The following is a 16,099-nucleotide window of genomic DNA, read 5'->3' as shown; positions in this document are numbered from 1 at the left end:
TTCGGGTCGTTCGAGCGCTGCACCCACTGGGTCAGGGCGTCCATGGTGTAGGCGATCGACTGCGCGTACCCGGCACGGGCCTGCGAGGACGCGGAGGTGCCCGGCGGCTCCGGCGGGCCGGGGACCTGGCCGTCGAACACCGAGCCGTCCCCGAGCTGGTCCCACCCGATCATGTGCGGCAGCGGGGTCCACGGCGCGTGGCTTGAGACGAGGTCGATCTCGGACATGATCGGCGCGCGTGGCTGCGGCCGGTCGCGCTCGAGGCGGTCGTAGCGGTCGAACACGAACTGGTCCGGCATGGACGCCCAGCCGAACGACGGACCGCGGTAACCGAGGTCGCGCACGTTGTAGGCGCGGTCGTAGCCGTAGAACGCGCCCTCGGGCCAGGCGCGGGTGGTGCCGGGCTGCATCGCGGAGGTGTCCCACCCGGCCCGGCGGAACGCGGCGGAGAGCGTGAACCGGTCGCTGGAGGTGAGCGTCAGGTAGCGCTGCTGGTTGTCCACCCGCAACCCCGAGAGCAGCGTCGCGTGCGCGAGCCAGCTGCCGCTGCCGATCACCGACGACGACAGGAACCCGCTGCGTGCACCCCATCCGGCGGCGGGGAGGTCGCGGTCGGCGCGGTCGAGCACCGGGGTCACCGTCGGGGCGAGGCCGGGGTCGGTCAGCGCGGCACGGCCGTAGCTCTCGACGATCGCGAGCACGACGTCCTTGCCGCGCAGCGCGGTGAGCAGGTCGGGCGCGGGGACGCCCGACCACGCGTCGGCGCGGGACTGCGCCGCGAACGCGTCCGCGTCGCGCAACGAGCGCAGGGTGAGGTGGGCGCGATCGGTCACCCCCGCCGCCGTGCTCGCGGCGGCGAGCCGGACCCCCGGCGCGGTGGTCGTCCCGGCCACCACCGCCACCAGCCACACCGCGGCGAGCGCGCCGAGCGTCCGCAGCACCACCCGCCGGTGGACCGCGGCCCGCGTCACCACCCGACGCGCGGCCAGCGCACCGCCCCCGAGCAGGACGACACCGAGCACGACGGTCGCGACGACCGCCCCGATCTCGGCTGCCCGCCCGTAGGTGCTCGCGACGAACTCCACGCCGTCGGCGACGAGCGTCCGGTCGAGGACCGGGTCGAACGGGCGGGCCAGGACGGTCGCGAAGCCGACGTCGAACGCGGTCAGCACGGCCCAGACGCCGAGCAGCGCCCCCGCGACCAGCGCCAGCGGCGTGCGGACCCGACGCGGCAGCAGCAGCACCAGCGCGAGCCCGGCGACCCCCTCGACGGGCAGCCGCAGGTACACCTCGGGGATCACCGCGCCCGCGTTCTGCGGGGCCACGAGCACCGCCCCGAGGACGAGCACCGCGAGGACGGTGAGAGCGGCGCCGACCGCGCGGCGCCATGGCGGCCGGGGCGGCGTGGCGTCGTGGACCTCGGCCCCGTCGGCGGTCTCGGCCCCGCCCGCGGGCTCGGCTCCGCCCGCGGGCTCGGCTCCGTCGGCGCGAGGGGAACCCTCGTGCTCGGCTCCGTCGGCGCGAGGGGAACCCTCGTGCTGGTAGAGCGGCCGATCCTTCCCCTCGCCCGTGACTGTGGCCCGCCGCCGGGCGAGCCACCCGACCGACACCGCGAAGGACCAGACCAGCGCGACTAGTGCCACCGCGACCAGCACCGTCGACGCGATCCGTGGCAGGACATCGGCCGCCGCCACCACGAGCGCCACCCCCTGCACCCCCGCGACGACCTTCGCCGAGCGCCGGACCGGCAGCGGGGCATGCAGCCACGGGAGCACCCAGCCCGCGGCGACGAAGGCGTAGCGCATCCCGCCGACGGCCAGCACCCAGACGCCCAGGTCGGTGCCGACGTGGACCGAGAGCACCGCCAGCAGCGCGGCGTCGAGCTCGGAGTCGAAGCGCGCGCCGAGCTCGCTCACGGTCCGGGTCCGTCGCGCGACCTGCCCGTCGACCGCGTCGAGCAGCAACGCCACGACCGTCAGCGCGACCAGCGTCGTCGTCGGCGCCGGGCGGGTGCCGGCGAGCTCCTGGACGACGAGCCCGGCCACCCCGCCGACCAGGACCGCGCGCAGGGCCGTGACGCTCCCGGCGGGACCGAGGGTCGTCGCACCCGCGCGCCGCGCGGCCCCCGTGACGAGCGCCGCCGTGAGCGCCAGGAACGTCGCGCCGCCGACCCACCCCGCGATCCGCAGCCCGGCGAACACCGTGAGCAGCCCGAACAGCCCGACCGCGACGACGGCGGCCGCGGCCACGGTCGCCGCGATCGGGGGACGGACGAGCGTCGCGGTGGATCGGGGCATCCGCCTATCGTCACCCCCGCCCATCACACGATCGTGAGGAGGTCCGCCGACCGTGGACCGGACCGCACGCGCCTTCCGGGTCATCGAACCGGGACGCGGCGCCCTCGTCGAGGTCGAACTGCCCGAGCCGGGGCCCGACGACGTCGTCGTGCGCACCCGGCATTCCGCGATCAGCCGGGGCACCGAACTGCTCGTGTTCCGCGGCGGGGTGCCGGCGAGCCAGCACGGGGCGATGCGGGCGCCGTTCCAGGTCGGCGAGTTCCCCGCGCCGGTCACCTACGGGTACCTGGCGGTCGGCACCGTCGAGGAGGGGCCCCCGGAGCTGCGCGGCCGCGACGTGTTCTGCCTGCACCCGCACCAGACCGGGTTCGTGGTCCCCGCCGCGGCCGTCTGTCCGGTCCCGGACGAGGTACCCGCGGCGCGGGCCGTGCTCGCCGGCACCGTCGAGACCGCGGTGAACGCGCTCTGGGACGCCGCGCCGCGCGTCGGTGACCGGATCGCGGTGGTGGGCGGCGGGATGGTCGGGTGCGCGGTGGCCGCGCTGCTCGCGCCGATGCCCGGGGTGCGGGTCGAGCTGGTCGACGTCGACCCGGCCCGGGCGGCGGTCGCGGACGCGCTCGGCGTCGGCTTCGCCCTCCCCGACGAGGCCGCGGGCGGCTGCGACCTGGTCATCCACGCCAGCGCGACCGAGGCGGGGCTTGCGCGCTCGCTGGAGCTGCTCGGCGTCGAGGGCGAGGTGACCGAGCTGTCCTGGTACGGCGACCGGGTGCCCCGGGTCCCGCTCGGCGAGGGCTTCCACTCCGGCCGGCTCGCGATCCGGGCGAGCCAGGTCGGTCGGGTGTCCCCGGCGCGGCAGGCTCGGTGGACGTACGCCGACCGGATGGCGCTGGCCCTGCGACTGCTCGGCGACGCCCGGTTCGGCGCGCTGATCACCGAGACGGTCGCGTTCGGCACGCTGCCGGAGACGATGACCCGGCTCGCCGCCGGCGCACCCGGGCTCGCCGTCCGGGTGGACTACTGAGTGCCAGAAAAGTCTCTCTACAGACACTGGACGTCCGAAAATCGTCGTTGATCATCGGAGTTGATCATGTTCTCGGTCACGGTGCGCGACCACGTGATGGTCGCCCACAGCTTCACGGGCGCGGTGTTCGGCCCGGCCCAGGCGCTGCACGGAGCCACGTTCGTCGTCGACGCCACGTTCCGACGGCCCGACCTGGACGCGGACAACATCGTCGTCGACATCGGGCTGGCGACGACGGCGCTCGGCGCGGTCCTCGACGACCTGCGCTACCGCAACCTCGACGAGGACCCCGCCTTCGCCGGCGTCAACACGACCACGGAGTTCCTCGCGCAGGTCGTCGCCGACCGCCTCGCCGCCCGCATCCACGCCGGCGACCTCGGCGAGGGCGCCCGCGGGATCGCGGTGATCGCGGTGGAGCTGCGTGAGTCCCACGTCGCACGGGCCGGGTACGAGCGCCCGCTGTGACGGCCCCGCCGCCGGACAGCAATGGTCCATCGCCGTCATCAGGTGAGCGGACGGCGCCACTCACCCGAGGGCGCCGATGATCGTCCTCGCCGAGTGGACCCTGAGGGCTGCGCGGAGAACCATGAGGGCCCACTCGAGCTCAGGTGTGCCGCGACCCCGACCCGGCGTGCGCTCCCGCGAGGGCCGATGATCGTCCACGCCGTGCTCCCCGGGGACGTCGACACCGTCCCGAGCGGCGGCAACGTCTACGACCGGCGCGTCCTGGCCGGACTGGCCGACCTCGGCGTCGACGTGACCGAGCACCGGATCGACGGCCCCTGGCCCCACGGCCCGGCGTCGACGATCGAGGAGGTCCTGCGCGGGGTTCCGGACGGCCGGGCGGTGCTGCTGGACGGGCTCGTCGCCTGCGGGGTGCCGGACGCCCTCGCACCGCACGCCGACCGGCTCCGCCTGGTGGTGCTCGTGCACCTGCCGCTGGCGGACGAGGCCGGCCTCGCCGGACCGGTCGCCCGCGAGCTGGACCGGCGCGAACGACGAGCGCTGCACCACGCGGCGGCCGTCGTGACGACGAGCCGGTGGACGGCGGAGCGGGTGGTGCGCCGCCACGGGCTCGACCCGGCGCGGGTGCACGTCGCGCCGCCGGGGGTCGATCCGGCGCCGGTGTCCCCCGGCTCGGCGGTGACCGGAACGGCGCCGCACCTGCTTTGCCTGGGCGCGCTCACCCCGACCAAGGGCCAGGACGTGCTCGTCGAGGCACTGGCCCGGGTCTCCGAACAGGCCTGGACGTGCGTCCTCGCGGGGCCGGTCACCCGCGACCCCGACTTCGTCGTGCGGCTGCGCGCGACGATCGCGCGCCACGGCCTGGCGGGCCGCGTCACGGTGCCCGGGGCACTGACCGGTCCCGCGCTCGAGAGGGCGTGGGCCGCCACCGACCTGCTCGTGCTGCCGTCGCGGACCGAGACGTTCGGGATGGTCGTCACCGAGGCGCTCGCCCGGGGGATCCCGGTCGCGGCGAGCCGCGTCGGCGGGGTCGGGGAAGCGCTCGGATCCGCGGGCCCGTTGCCCGGAATCTGGGTACCGGCTGAGAACGTTGGGGCGCTCGCCGCAGCGCTGTTCCGGTGGCTGGCGGACCCGATGCTGCGTTCCGGGTGGAGACTCTCAGCGCTCGGACGGCGAGGCACGCTAACCCCGTGGACCTCGACCTCTCGCCGGATCGTGCGGCATCTCCGCTCCCCCGGGCCCGGTTGAGCCGACCCGGCTCACCGGTCTGCACCCCCGACTGGCTCGCGCTCCGCGAGCCCGCCGACCACACCGCCCGTGCCTGCGACCTCGCCGACCGCCTCGCCGACCGCCTCGGGGCGTGGCCGGGCGCCCGCGACGTCGTGGTCCGCGACCTCGGCTGCGGCACGGGTTCGATGGGGCGCTGGCTCGCCCCGCGGTTGGCGCGGCCGCAACGGTGGGTGCTCCAGGACCGCGACGCCGACCTCGCGCGCCGCGCGGCCGCCGCGACGCCGGTCCCGGCCACCGCCGTCGTCGGGGACCTCGCCGACCTCGACACGCTCGCCGGCACCGACGTCCTCGTCTGCTCGGCCCTGCTCGACCTGCTCACCGCGCCCGACGTCGAGCGCCTCGCCCGGCTGTGCGCCGACGCCGGCTGCGCCGCGCTGCTCACCCTCTCGGTGACCGGCGCGGTCGCGCTCGACCCCGTCGATCCCCTCGACGACGACGTCACGGCGGCGTTCGACGCCCACCAGCGACGCGACGGCCTCCTCGGGCCGGACGCCCCCGACGTCGCGGCGGCCGCGTTCGCCCGCCACGGGTACGCGGTGCACCGCGGCCCGAGCCCGTGGCGCCTCGGGCCCGCGGACGCCGCGCTCGCCGAGGAGTGGCTACGCGGCCGGGTCGACGCCGCCTGCGCGCAGGAGCCCGCCCTCGTCGGCTCCGCGGAGCGCTTCCTCGCCCGCCGGCTCGACGCCCTGGGCGCCGGGGGCCTGCACGCCGAGGTGGGCCACGCGGACCTGCTCGCGCTGCCGGGGACGGTGCGATGAGGGCGGTGAAGCTCCTCGCCGGTGCGGCGGTCGTCGTCGCGGTGGTGCTCCGGCTCGGGACCGGAGCGGTCCTCGACGGCGTCCGTGCGGTGTCGCCGGGTGCGCTCGTGGTCGCCCTGGTGATCGGGGCGGTCACGACGGCGGCCTCCGCCGCCCGGTGGTGCCTGGTCGCCCGGGGGACGGGGCTGTCGATCGGGTTCGGCAGCGCGGTCGGCGACTGCTACCGCGCCCAGTTCCTCAACTCGGTGCTCCCCGCGGGCGTGCTCGGCGACGTCCACCGTGCGGTCGACCACGGGCGGCGCAACGGCGACCTCGGCCGCGGGGTGCGCGCGGTCGTGCTCGAGCGGGTCGCCGGGCAGGTCGTCGTGGTGGTCGTCGGGGTCGTGGTGCTGCTCGCGGTCCCGAGCCCGGTGCGGGGCCTGCTGGGCGGGCTCGGACAGGTCGGCCTCGCGGCGGGCGCCGCGGGCGTCGTCGTGCTCGGACTGGCCGCGGTCCCCGCGATCCGACGCCGCCTCACGCCGATGGCCGCCGCGACCCGCGACGGGCTGCTGACCACCCGGACCGGTCCCGGTGTGCTGGCGCTGTCCCTCGTCGCCATGGCGGGTCACCTGGCGCTGCTCGTGGTCGCCGCGGCCGTGGTCGGAGTCCGGGCGACCCCCATCGACCTGCTGCCGCTGCTGATCCTCCCGCTGCTCGCGATGGGGTTGCCGCTCAACGTGGGCGGATGGGGGCCGCGCGAGGCGACGACGGCGGTGTCGTTCGGGGTGGCCGGGCTCGGCGCGCAGACCGGGCTCGCGACGGCGGTGGCGTTCGGAATCCTCGCGCTGGTGTCGACCCTGCCCGGCCTCGGAGTGCTGGTGTTGCGCCGGACGGTGCAACGGCACGCCGCCGCATCGCCGAAATCACCGCGGTTCACATTTCGGGCACGCCGTCCGTCAGTAGCGTGAGGCGCGTGCTCATCCTCGTCCGCCACGGCCAGACGAGCGCGAACCGGGCCGGGCTGCTGCTCGGGCGCGCGGACCCGCCGTTGTGCGACGCGGGGCGGGAGCAGGCCGAGGCGCTGGCCCGCACCCTGCCCGCCCCGGCCCGGCTGATCAGCAGCCCGCTCGGCCGGGCCCGGGAGACCGCGGAGACGATCGCCGCCGCGTCCGGGACGGGCGTCGAGGTCGACGACCGGTGGATCGAGATGGACTACGGCGACCTGGACGGATGCCCGGCCACCGCCCTGGACGCCGAGGGCTGGCGGGCCTGGCAGGAGGACCCCGGCCACGTGCCCGCCGGGGGCGAGTCGATCGCGGCGGTGGGCGCCCGGGTCCGCGCGGCCTGCCGGGACCTGGCGTGCGACGCGTCCGGGGGGCCGGTGATCGTGGTCAGCCACGTCTCCCCCATCAAGGCCGCGGTCGCCTGGGCGCTCGGGGTCGGCGACGAGGTGGCCTGGCGGATGTGGGTGGCCGACGCCGCGGTGTGCCGGGTCGACACGTCGGGCTCGACGCCCCGGCTGCTCGCGTTCAACGACGTGACCGCGCACGCCGGGGCACCGGTGCACTGAAGGAGGCGGGCGACGTGAGCACCCGGGTCGTGATCACGGGCGGGGCCGGGTTCCTGGGCACCCTCCTCGCCCGCCACCTCCTCGCCGGGCCGGTGGCCCTCGACGGCGGGCCGGCCCGCGAGGTCGACGAGCTGGTGCTCGTCGACCTCGCCGCGCCCGCCCCCGATCTGGCCCGGGATCCCCGTACGACGGCGCTCACCGGCCCCCTCGCCGAGGTCCTCGACCGCCTCGGGGACGTCGACGCGTACTTCCACCTCGCGGGCGTGGTCAGCGGGGCCGCCGAGGCCGACTTCGACCTCGGCATGCGCACCAACCTCGACGGCACCCGCGCGGTACTCGAGAACGCCCGCCACCGAGCGGGGAACCCGCTATTGGTCTTCACCAGCTCGCTGGCGGTGTTCGGGTCGGACCCGGCGGGCCCGACACTGGGCACGGTCGACGACGACACCCTGCCGCGGCCGCAGTCGAGCTACGGGGTGCAGAAGTTCATCGGCGAGCAGCTCGTCGCCGACTACACCCGCCGGGGATTCGTGCGGGGCCGTTCGGTGCGGCTGATGACGGTCTCGGTGCGCCCCGGGCCCCCGAACGCGGCCGCTTCGGGCTTCCTGTCCGGCATCATCCGCGAGCCGCTCGCCGGTGAGCGGGCCGCGTGCCCGGTCCCACCCGACACCCCGGTCGCGCTGTCGTCGCCGCGCCGAGCGGTCGAGGGCATCGTGCGCGCGGCGGCGGTCGACGGGGCGGCCTGGGGCAGCCGCACCGCGATGAACCTGCCGTCGATCACCACGACGCCGCGCGAGATGGTCGACGCTCTCGACCGCGCCGCCGGGGGCGCGAGCGGGCTCGTCGACTGGACCGGGGACCCCGCGATCACGGCGATCGTCGGGAGCTGGCCCGCGCGCTTCGCCACCGAGCGCGCCACGGCCCTGGGGCTGCGGCCCGACGCCTCCGTGGACGACCTCATCCGCGACTACCTCGCCGATCGTCCGCCGCCCGGACCCTCCTGACCGCCGCGCCCGAGCCGATGCCGCGGGCTCCCCGATCGAGCATCATGGCCCGCAGCGACCACGAGGAGGTCCGTCGCATGCCCGACCGGTACTGGAATCCGGAGGTGTCCGCGGACGAGCACGACGACCTCGGTCACCTGCGGGAGCACTTCGACCCGCTGAGCCCCAGCCTGACCCGCGGCCGCTACACGAGGGTCTCCCGCGCGATGGCCCGCGAGTGCCCGGTGGCCCACAGCGACGGCTTCGGCGACGGCGTCTGGATCGTCTCCGGGTACGAGCAGCTCGTGGCGGTGCACCGCGACGAGGGCACCGCGTACTCGAACTTCCCGGTGCTCCTGCAGAGCTTCGGCCAGGTGCGGCCGATGATCCCGATGGAGTCCGATCCGCCGCTGCACCGGCAGTACAAGCAGATCATCGCCGCGCCGCTCTCGCGCGGTGTGCAGACGGCCCGCGAGCCCTCCTATCGCGACCTGGTGCGCCGCCACCTGCGGGCCTTCCTCGACGACGGCCACGCCGAGCTCTTCGAGCAGCTGTGCACGCCGGTGACGGTGCACGCCCTGATGGACACCCTCGGCGTTCCCGACGACGACCGCGAGCGGCTCGCCGCGCTGGCCATCCGGCTGGTGCGCGGCGACGCCGAGGACGGCACCCCGGCCACGGAGATCTACGAGTACTTCGGCGCCCTCGCGGAGGCCAGGCGCGCCGAGCCGGGCGAGGACATCGTCTCGCTGCTCTGCACGGCCACCGTCGACGGCCGGCCGCTGACGGACTCGGAGATCCTCGACTACTGCCTGATCCTGTTGCCTGCCGGCTTCGAGACCACGGCGAGCTCGATGAGCTTCATGTTCCTGATGCTCGCCGAGGACCCCGACCTGCAGCGGACCCTGCGCGACCAGCCGGACCGGATCCCCGCCGCGCTCGAGGAGATGATGCGCTACGTGACCCCGACCCGGTCGCACACCCGCACCGTCGTCGCCGACACGACCCTCGACGGGCACGATCTGCGCGACGGGGACCGGGTGCACCTGAACTGGGTGGGGGCCAACCACGACCCGGCCGTGTTCGATCGCCCGGACGAGCTCTGCATCGACCGGAGCCCGAACCGCCACATGAGCTACGGCTACGGCGCCCACACCTGCGTCGGGCTGCACATGGCCCGGGCCGAGATGAAGATCGCGTTCGAGGAGGTGCTGGCCGCCATGGACGACATCCGCCTCGCCGACCCGGACGCCGTCGTCGAGGACGTCGGCACCACCTGGGCCATCACCCACCTCCCGGTGACCTTCACGCGTCGGCCCTGACCGCGGCGGTCGCCGGAACAGGACGGTGCCGGGCGGCGTTGTCACCTCGTCGAGTGAGGAAACGGGGTCGCGACGTCATGCGCTGCGTCGGGTGCGGTGAGGAGCTGCTGCCAGAACGGGTCGAGCTGGGGTACCGCTACTGCCTCGCGCCCGCGTGCCAGGAGCGGTACCGCGAGGGTCCGGCGGTCACCGCCGTCGGGGTGAACAAGAGCGGGGAGTCCTTCGTGGTGGCGGAGCCGGAGGACGTGCGCCGTCGTGCGGAGTCCGGTGAGCTCGCCGCGAAGAACGCCACGGTGCCCCCGACGCCGGCGAGCGGCATGCCGCGACCGAGGACACCGAGCGAGCCGCACCGTCCGGTCCGGACGCCGACGCGGCCGTGGACCCCCGAGCAGGAGAACCTCGTGCGGATCTACCACGAGATGGGGCTCTCACCCCGCGGCATCGTCGAGCGCTGCCGGTCCTCGGCGCCGCGGCTCGGACTCGACGAGCGACTCGTCGTCCGGATCCTGTCGTCCCCGAAGCCCTCGAGCGTGCCCGGGAGACGCTGACGTGGTGGCCGCCCAGACCGCGTGGTCGATGTCGGTGCGCCGGCGCCTGCGCCACTGGGTCGCCGACGAGCGGGCCGGCGCGATCGTCCTGCTCGCCGCCGCCGCGGCCGCGCTGCTGTGGGCGAACCTCGCCCCGGCGTCCTACACCGGTTTCTGGGCCACCGAGTTCTCCGTCCGCCTCGGGGAGCACGAGGCGGGCGAGGAGCTGCGGACGTGGGTCAACGCCGGGCTCATGACGCTGTTCTTCTTCGTCGTCGGCCTCGAGGCGCGGCGCGAGTTCGACCTCGGCGAGCTGCGGGAGCGGCTGCGCCTGGTGCTCCCGCTGGTGGCCGGACTGGTCGGGATGACCGTGCCGATCATCCTCTACCTCGCCGTCACCGCGGGCACCCCGGCCGCCCACGGGTGGGGCGTGGTCATGTCGACCGACACCGCGCTCGCCCTCGGCCTGCTGGCGCTGGTCGGGGTGCGCTCGGCGGCGCTGCGCTCGTTCCTGGTCGCCGTGCTCGTGGTCGACGACCTGGCCGCCCTGGCCGTGATCGCCATCGTCTACACCGAGCACGTCGTGCTCCCGGCGCTGTTCGTCGCCGTGGCCTTCGTCGTCGCGACCCTGCTCGCCCGCCGCGCGGGCGTGCGCTCGGTCCCGCTCTACGTGGCCCTCGGCCTCGGCGCCTGGGGCGCGCTGCTCGCGAGCGGGCTCGACCCCGTCGTCGCCGGCCTGGTCCTGGGCCTGCTGACCCTCGCCTATCCCGCGGCCCGCGACGACCTCGAGCGCGCCACCGACCTGGTACGGGCCTTCCGCGAGCAGCCCACCGCCGAGCTCGCCCGGTCCGCGCGGCTCGGCCTCGGCGCCGCGGTCTCGCCGAACGAGCGGCTCCAGATGTCGGTGCTGCCGTGGGTGACGTTCGGTGTCGTCCCACTGTTCGCGCTGGCCAACACCGGCGTCCCGCTGGGCGGCGACGTCCTCGTCCGCGCCCTGACCTCGCCGATCACCCTCGCCGTCGTGATCGGGTACGGCCTGGGCAAGCCGCTGGGGATCGTCGGGACATCGCTGCTGCTCACCGGCGCGAGCCGGGGACGGCTGCGCCCGCCGGTCGGGTGGGCCGGGGTCACGGGCGCGGGCACCATCGCCGGGGTCGGGTTCACCGTCGCGCTGCTCATCGCCTCGCTCGCCTTCACCGGGGCCGACCTGGAGGAGGCCACGCTCGGGATCCTCGCGTCCGCGATCGTCGCCCCCGCCCTCACGTGGCTGGTGTTCCGTGTCCTGTCGCTCCTGCCCGCGGGCCGCCGGGAGCGGGCGCTGCTCGGGTCCGCGCCGGTGCTCGTCGACCTCGTCGATCCCGTGGACCCGGAGCGCGACCACCTGCGCGGCCCGGTCGAGGCCCCCGTGACCGTCGTCGAGTACGGCGACTTCGAGTGCCCCTTCTGCGGTCAGGCCGAGCCGACGGTCCGCGAGCTGCTCGCCGAGCGCGGCGACGTCCGCTACGTCTGGCGCCACCTGCCGCTCTCCGACGTGCACCCGCGCGCGACGATCGCCGCGCAGGCCGCCGAGGCCGCCGCCCGCCAGGGCGCGTTCTGGCCGATGCACGACCGGCTGCTCGACGACCAGGACCACCTGCGCCCCACCGACCTCGAGCATCACGCGGCCGCGCTCGGGCTCGACGTCGAGGTCTTCCGCCGCGACATCCACGCGTCGGACGCCGTCGAGCGGGTGGTCGAGGACCTGGACTCCGCCGACCGCAGCGACGTCGCAGGCACCCCGACGTTCTTCGTCAACGGCCGCCGCCACTTCGGCGCCTACGACCTGGACTCGCTCCTTCACGACGTGGACGTCGCGCGCACCCGGGCCGAGCTCGACGTCTGACGACGACCGCGTACCAGCAGCACGACGGCGAACACGACCAGCCAGAGGCTCCAGAGCACGTACCCGGCGAAGTTCGCGAGGTCGACGAGGGCGAGGTCGAGGGGCGAGAGCACCCCGACCAGGATGAGCGTGGCGGAGACGGCGCCGAGCACCGCGAAGGCGCGTCCCGCGAACCCGGTCCCGAGCGCGACGAGCACCAGGGCCGTCCACGCGGCGGTCAGCACGTACCCGCCGGTCTCTCCGACGATCGTGCCGAGCACCCGGTTCGCGGTGGCGAAGGAGGCGACCGCCGAGGGGTCACCGCCCGCGGCGGCCGCGGCCCAGCCCGGGACGAGCAGCGGCCAGCGGAGCAGTCCGACCACCTGGACGACGGCCGCGGCGATCCCGACGGGGACCGCCCAGCGCATCGCGCTCGCCGTCGAGAGGCGCCCGACCCCGATCGCGATCGGGGCCTGGAGCGCGGCGCCCAGGGCGAGCACCGCGAACCAGCCGGCGACGGTCACCTCCGCGGCCCCGAAGGTGGCCAGGACCTCCGCGGGCGGGTGGCCGAGCACGTCGGGGTAGTCGAAGACCGCGCCGAGAACGGCGAAGGCGATGTTGACGAGGACGGCGGCGACGATCATCGCCACGGCGGTGGTCCTGGGGCTCATGGGAATCTCCTGGTCTCGGTACCGGCCGCGAGGTGCGCGGCCAGCAGGCTGTCGGGGTGCTCGGCCAGGTGGTCCCGGGCGAGCAGGTGGACGCGGTCGGCGTCGCCGTCGAGGAACGCGGCGGCGATGGCCACGAGCTGGCGGGTCCGCAGGTCCGGCGCGGCGGTGGCGGCCCGGGCCAGCAGGGCAGTCCCGTCGTCGACGACGAGCGCGGCGGCGACGAGCACCGTCGCGTCCCGGCTGGTCCCGGCCGCCGCCACCAGGGCGTCGATCGCGGCCCGGTCGCCCGCGACGAGGCCGCGGACCAGTGCGTCGGTCGCCTTCGTCGTGGTCATGGCGGCACTGTGCGCTGACCCGCTGACGCGTCGCTGACGGCCGGTTGACGCTCCCGTGGGCACCCGCGACGGGCCTACGCTCGGCGGGTGCTCACCGTCGCGGTGCTCGGCCCCGTCGCGGTCCGGCGCGACGACGTCGAGGCCCGCGTGCCCCGGGGGCTCACCAGCGCGCTCCTGGTCCGCCTGGCCCTCGACGCCGGGCGCCCGGTCCGCGCGGAGCGCTTGCTCGCCGATCTGTGGCCCGACGGGTCGGGCGCGCGGCTCAACGCGCTGCAGGCCAAGGTCTCGCAGCTGCGCCGGGCCCTCGGCGACCCCGCGATCCTGCGCGGGGACGGCACCGGGTACACGCTCGCCGTCGAGCCGGCCGCCGTCGACGCCCTGGAGGCGCTCCGGCTCGCCGACGCAGGCGCGGAGCGGCTCGCGGCGGGCGATCACACCGCGGCCGCCGCGATGGGCGCGGCGGGATCGGCGCTGTTCGGGCCCGAGCTCCTCCCCGACGCGGGCCACGCGGACTGGGCACTGCCGTGGCGCGCCCGGCTCGACGAGGCCCGGTGGCAGCTGGCCGAGAACGGCGTGGCGTCGCGGCTGGCGATGGGCGAGGCCGCCGAGGTCGTGGGCGAGCTGGGGACGCTGGTCGCCGACGGCCCGCTGCGCGAGCGCTCGTGGACGCTGCTCGTCACGGCGCTCTACCGGTCGGGACGGCAGGCCGACGCCCTCGCCACCTTCCGGCAGGCGACCCGGTTGCTGGCCGACGAGCTCGGCGTCGACCCCGGTCCCGAGCTCGCCGACCTCGGACGCCGCATCCTCATCCAGGACGCCGACCTCGCCCCGGTCCCCCGCCGGCGCGGCAACCTCCCCGCGGCCCTCGCCCCGCTCGTCGGGCGGGACGCGGAGCTGGCGGCTCTCGTCGCCGTGCTCGGGGACCACCGGCTGGTGACGCTCGTCGGTCCCGCGGGCGTCGGGAAGACCCGCCTCGCCGTCGAGGCGGCGAGAACCGCGCCCGCGGCCTGGCTCGTGCGGCTCGAGGGCGTGGCGACCCCCGGCGGGATCGGCGCCGCCGTCGTCGACGTCGTCCCGGGAGCGGCCGCCGCGGATCTGCCGGGGAGCCTGCGCGGGGCCGACCTGTTGCTGGTCCTCGACAACTGCGAGCACCTGGCCGAGGCCGTGGCCGCCGTGGCGGAGGGAATCCTGACCGCGGCCGCCCGGGTCCGGATCCTCGCGACGAGCCAGCGCCCGCTCGGTCTCGACGGCGAGCGGGTCCACGCCCTGGAGCCCCTCCCCGATCAGGACGCCGCCGCGCTGTTCACCGCGCGGGCCGCGACCGACCGTCGCCCGGCGGGCCCGGGTGAGGTCGCCCGGCTGTGCCGCGCCCTCGACGGGCTCCCGCTGGCCATCGAGCTCGCCGCCGCCCGCACGCGGGTGCTGACCGTCGCCGAGATCGTCGAGCGCCTCGACGACCGGTTCGCGCTGCTCCGCGACCCCGTCTCCGGAGGCCCGGAGCGCCGTCGCACGCTCGAGGGGGCCCTGGGATGGAGCTACGACCTGCTCTTCCCCGACGACCAGCGCGGGCTGTGGGCACTGGCGCCGTTCCCCGACGGTGCCGCGCCCGCCGCCGTCGAGCACGTGCTGGTCGGGCTCGGTCTCCCGGCAGGCGCCGGCCTCGACGTCGTGACGCGGTTGGTCGACCGATCACTCGTCACCGTCGGGACGGACCGGACCGGGAGCACCCGGTTCCGGCTGCTCCACAGCGTCCGGGCCCTGGCCGCGGAACGCTCCGCCGCCGCGGGCGCGACCGGGGCGGCCCTCGACGCGCTCGTCGACTGGGTCGCCGGCTTCGCCCGCGACGTCGCCGCGGACGTGCGCGGACCGCGACAGGCGGCACGCGTGGCCGCCGTCGCCGCCGAGCGCGCCGCCGTCGACACCGCGCTCGCCCACTGCGCCGACCACGATCCGACGACGGGCCTGCGGATCGCCGCCGACCTCGGATGGGCGTGGGTCCTGCTCGACGACCACGACGCGGCGGCCCGACTGCGCCTCGCCCGCCGGGCCGCCCCCGACTCCCCCGCCGACCTGCACCGTCGGGCCCTGCTGCTGGAGAGCTGGCTCGAGGCGATGTCGGGCGACCTCCGGGCCGCCCGGGACGCGTTCGATGCCGTCGACGGGTCCGGCGACCCGGACGGCACGCGGTGGTTCAGCGGCTTCCTGCTGCTCCAGGAGGGGCGGCTCGCGGAGTCGTTGGTGGCGCTGGAGCGCTGTCGCGACGAGTACGCGGCCCGGGGCCTGGACTGGGAGGAAGGCGCGTCGGCCCTGCTCGCCGCGTTCGTCCACGTCACCCTCGGCGACACCACGGCCGCGCGGACGTCCTGTGACGCCGCGATCCGTCTCGTCGGGCCGGTGGGTGACAGCTGGGGGCTGCTGCACGCCGAGGCCGCCCTCGGGCGCATCGCCGCGGCCGAGGGCAGGCACGCGGACGCGGCCCGCCACCACGGGCACGCCGCGACCTCGGCGCGCCACCTCGGCTTCCCCGGCGCGGCGGCGCAGCACCTCGCCCACCTCGGGCGGGCGCAGCACGACGCCGGCGCAACCGACGCCGAGGCGACCCTGCGGCGGGCCGCGACCGAGGCCGAGGAGGCTGCCGACCCGCGCCTGCTCGCCCAGATCCGGGTGTGGCTCGCCGAGGCGGTCCTGGCCCGGGGCGACCGCGACGCCGCCCGCGTCCTCGCCGAGGCCGCCGACGGCTGGTTCACCGAGGCCGGGGCAGGTGAGGGCGCCGACGACGCCGCGCGGTTGGTCGCGAGCCTGAGCTGACGCCGGCCACGCGCATGATCACGATCTCGTGCGCGACACGCGCAAGATTCTCGGGCGGCGCGCTCACGAAGTCCGGATCTACGAGCTGGGCCCGATCCGCAGCGACGCGAGGACGTGATCGACGACGGCCCCGGGCATCTCCGCCGGGATGGGGTGATGGGCGATGAGGCGCCGGTAGAAGAACGGGGCCGCGAGGAGGTCGACGACCAGCT

The 16,099-nt window shown here is 76.0% G+C and carries 14 protein-coding genes; 11 read left to right on the top strand and 3 right to left on the bottom strand.

The annotated features are described in order from the left end of the window. A partial coding sequence (locus tag VGI02_RS21365) for a CDP-alcohol phosphatidyltransferase family protein (protein WP_331630630.1) occupies positions 1-2,297 on the bottom strand: 2,297 nt, incomplete at its 3' end. Between the two features lie 52 nt (positions 2,298-2,349). Between VGI02_RS21365 and VGI02_RS21360 the strand changes: the two genes are divergently transcribed. The 10 genes from VGI02_RS21360 to VGI02_RS21315 all read left to right on the top strand — a co-directional run bounded on the left by VGI02_RS21360 (position 2,350) and on the right by VGI02_RS21315 (position 12,094). Next, positions 2,350-3,318: a zinc-dependent alcohol dehydrogenase gene (locus tag VGI02_RS21360; protein WP_331630628.1), complete on the top strand. Its 969-nt coding sequence runs from the start codon at positions 2,350-2,352 to the stop codon at positions 3,316-3,318. Between the two features lie 66 nt (positions 3,319-3,384). After that, entirely contained in the window at positions 3,385-3,783 is a 399-nt protein-coding gene (locus tag VGI02_RS21355) for a 6-pyruvoyl trahydropterin synthase family protein (protein WP_331630626.1), read from the top strand. A gap of 186 nt (positions 3,784-3,969) precedes the next feature. Then, positions 3,970-5,031, top strand: coding sequence for a glycosyltransferase family 4 protein (locus tag VGI02_RS21350; RefSeq protein WP_331630623.1), 1,062 nt, complete (start codon positions 3,970-3,972; stop codon positions 5,029-5,031). Further along, on the top strand, positions 5,028-5,831 hold the full coding sequence (locus VGI02_RS21345; protein WP_331630621.1) for a methyltransferase domain-containing protein: 804 nt from the start codon (positions 5,028-5,030) through the stop codon (positions 5,829-5,831). The genes VGI02_RS21350 and VGI02_RS21345 overlap by 4 nt, the downstream gene beginning before the upstream one ends. Continuing rightward, the gene (locus VGI02_RS21340) at positions 5,828-6,778 is read left to right on the top strand and encodes a lysylphosphatidylglycerol synthase transmembrane domain-containing protein (protein WP_331630619.1); all 951 of its coding nucleotides are present in this window, start codon (positions 5,828-5,830) and stop codon (positions 6,776-6,778) included. The genes VGI02_RS21345 and VGI02_RS21340 overlap by 4 nt, the downstream gene beginning before the upstream one ends. 5 nt (positions 6,779-6,783) lie before the next feature. Further along, on the top strand, positions 6,784-7,380 hold the full coding sequence (locus VGI02_RS21335; RefSeq protein ID WP_331630616.1) for a histidine phosphatase family protein: 597 nt from the start codon (positions 6,784-6,786) through the stop codon (positions 7,378-7,380). Between the two features lie 14 nt (positions 7,381-7,394). Beyond that, positions 7,395-8,384 carry a D-erythronate dehydrogenase gene (gene denD / locus VGI02_RS21330; RefSeq protein ID WP_331630614.1) on the top strand — a complete coding sequence of 330 codons (990 nt, stop codon included), beginning with the start codon at positions 7,395-7,397 and terminating at the stop codon, positions 8,382-8,384. Between the two features lie 44 nt (positions 8,385-8,428). After that, positions 8,429-9,685, top strand: a complete 1,257-nt coding sequence (locus VGI02_RS21325) for a cytochrome P450 (RefSeq protein WP_331630612.1) — start codon at positions 8,429-8,431, stop codon at positions 9,683-9,685. Between the two features lie 77 nt (positions 9,686-9,762). Beyond that, positions 9,763-10,233, top strand: coding sequence for a hypothetical protein (locus VGI02_RS21320; RefSeq protein ID WP_331630610.1), 471 nt, complete (start codon positions 9,763-9,765; stop codon positions 10,231-10,233). A gap of 4 nt (positions 10,234-10,237) precedes the next feature. Beyond that, positions 10,238-12,094, top strand: coding sequence for a Na+/H+ antiporter NhaA (locus VGI02_RS21315; RefSeq protein WP_331630608.1), 1,857 nt, complete (start codon positions 10,238-10,240; stop codon positions 12,092-12,094). Here VGI02_RS21315 and VGI02_RS21310 read toward each other — a convergent pair. Together VGI02_RS21310 and VGI02_RS21305 are read right to left on the bottom strand one after the other, a co-directional pair. After that, entirely contained in the window at positions 12,049-12,744 is a 696-nt protein-coding gene (locus VGI02_RS21310) for a DUF4386 family protein (RefSeq protein ID WP_331630606.1), read from the bottom strand. The two genes, VGI02_RS21315 and VGI02_RS21310, sit on opposite strands and share 46 nt — an antisense overlap. Continuing rightward, complete coding sequence (locus VGI02_RS21305) at positions 12,741-13,079, bottom strand: hypothetical protein (protein ID WP_331630604.1); 339 nt, start codon at positions 13,077-13,079, stop codon at positions 12,741-12,743. The genes VGI02_RS21310 and VGI02_RS21305 overlap by 4 nt, the downstream gene beginning before the upstream one ends. Positions 13,080-13,166: 87 nt before the next feature. Between VGI02_RS21305 and VGI02_RS21300 the strand changes: the two genes are divergently transcribed. Further along, the gene (locus VGI02_RS21300) at positions 13,167-15,887 is read left to right on the top strand and encodes an AfsR/SARP family transcriptional regulator (RefSeq protein WP_331630602.1); all 2,721 of its coding nucleotides are present in this window, start codon (positions 13,167-13,169) and stop codon (positions 15,885-15,887) included. Positions 15,888-16,099 lie beyond the last annotated feature (212 nt).

This window comes from Actinomycetospora sp. (assembly GCF_036497245.1).
Classification (GTDB): Bacteria; Actinomycetota; Actinomycetes; order Mycobacteriales; family Pseudonocardiaceae; genus Actinomycetospora.
The sequence above is the reverse complement of the archived record's forward strand: the minus strand, read 5'-3'. Positions and strand labels throughout refer to the sequence as shown.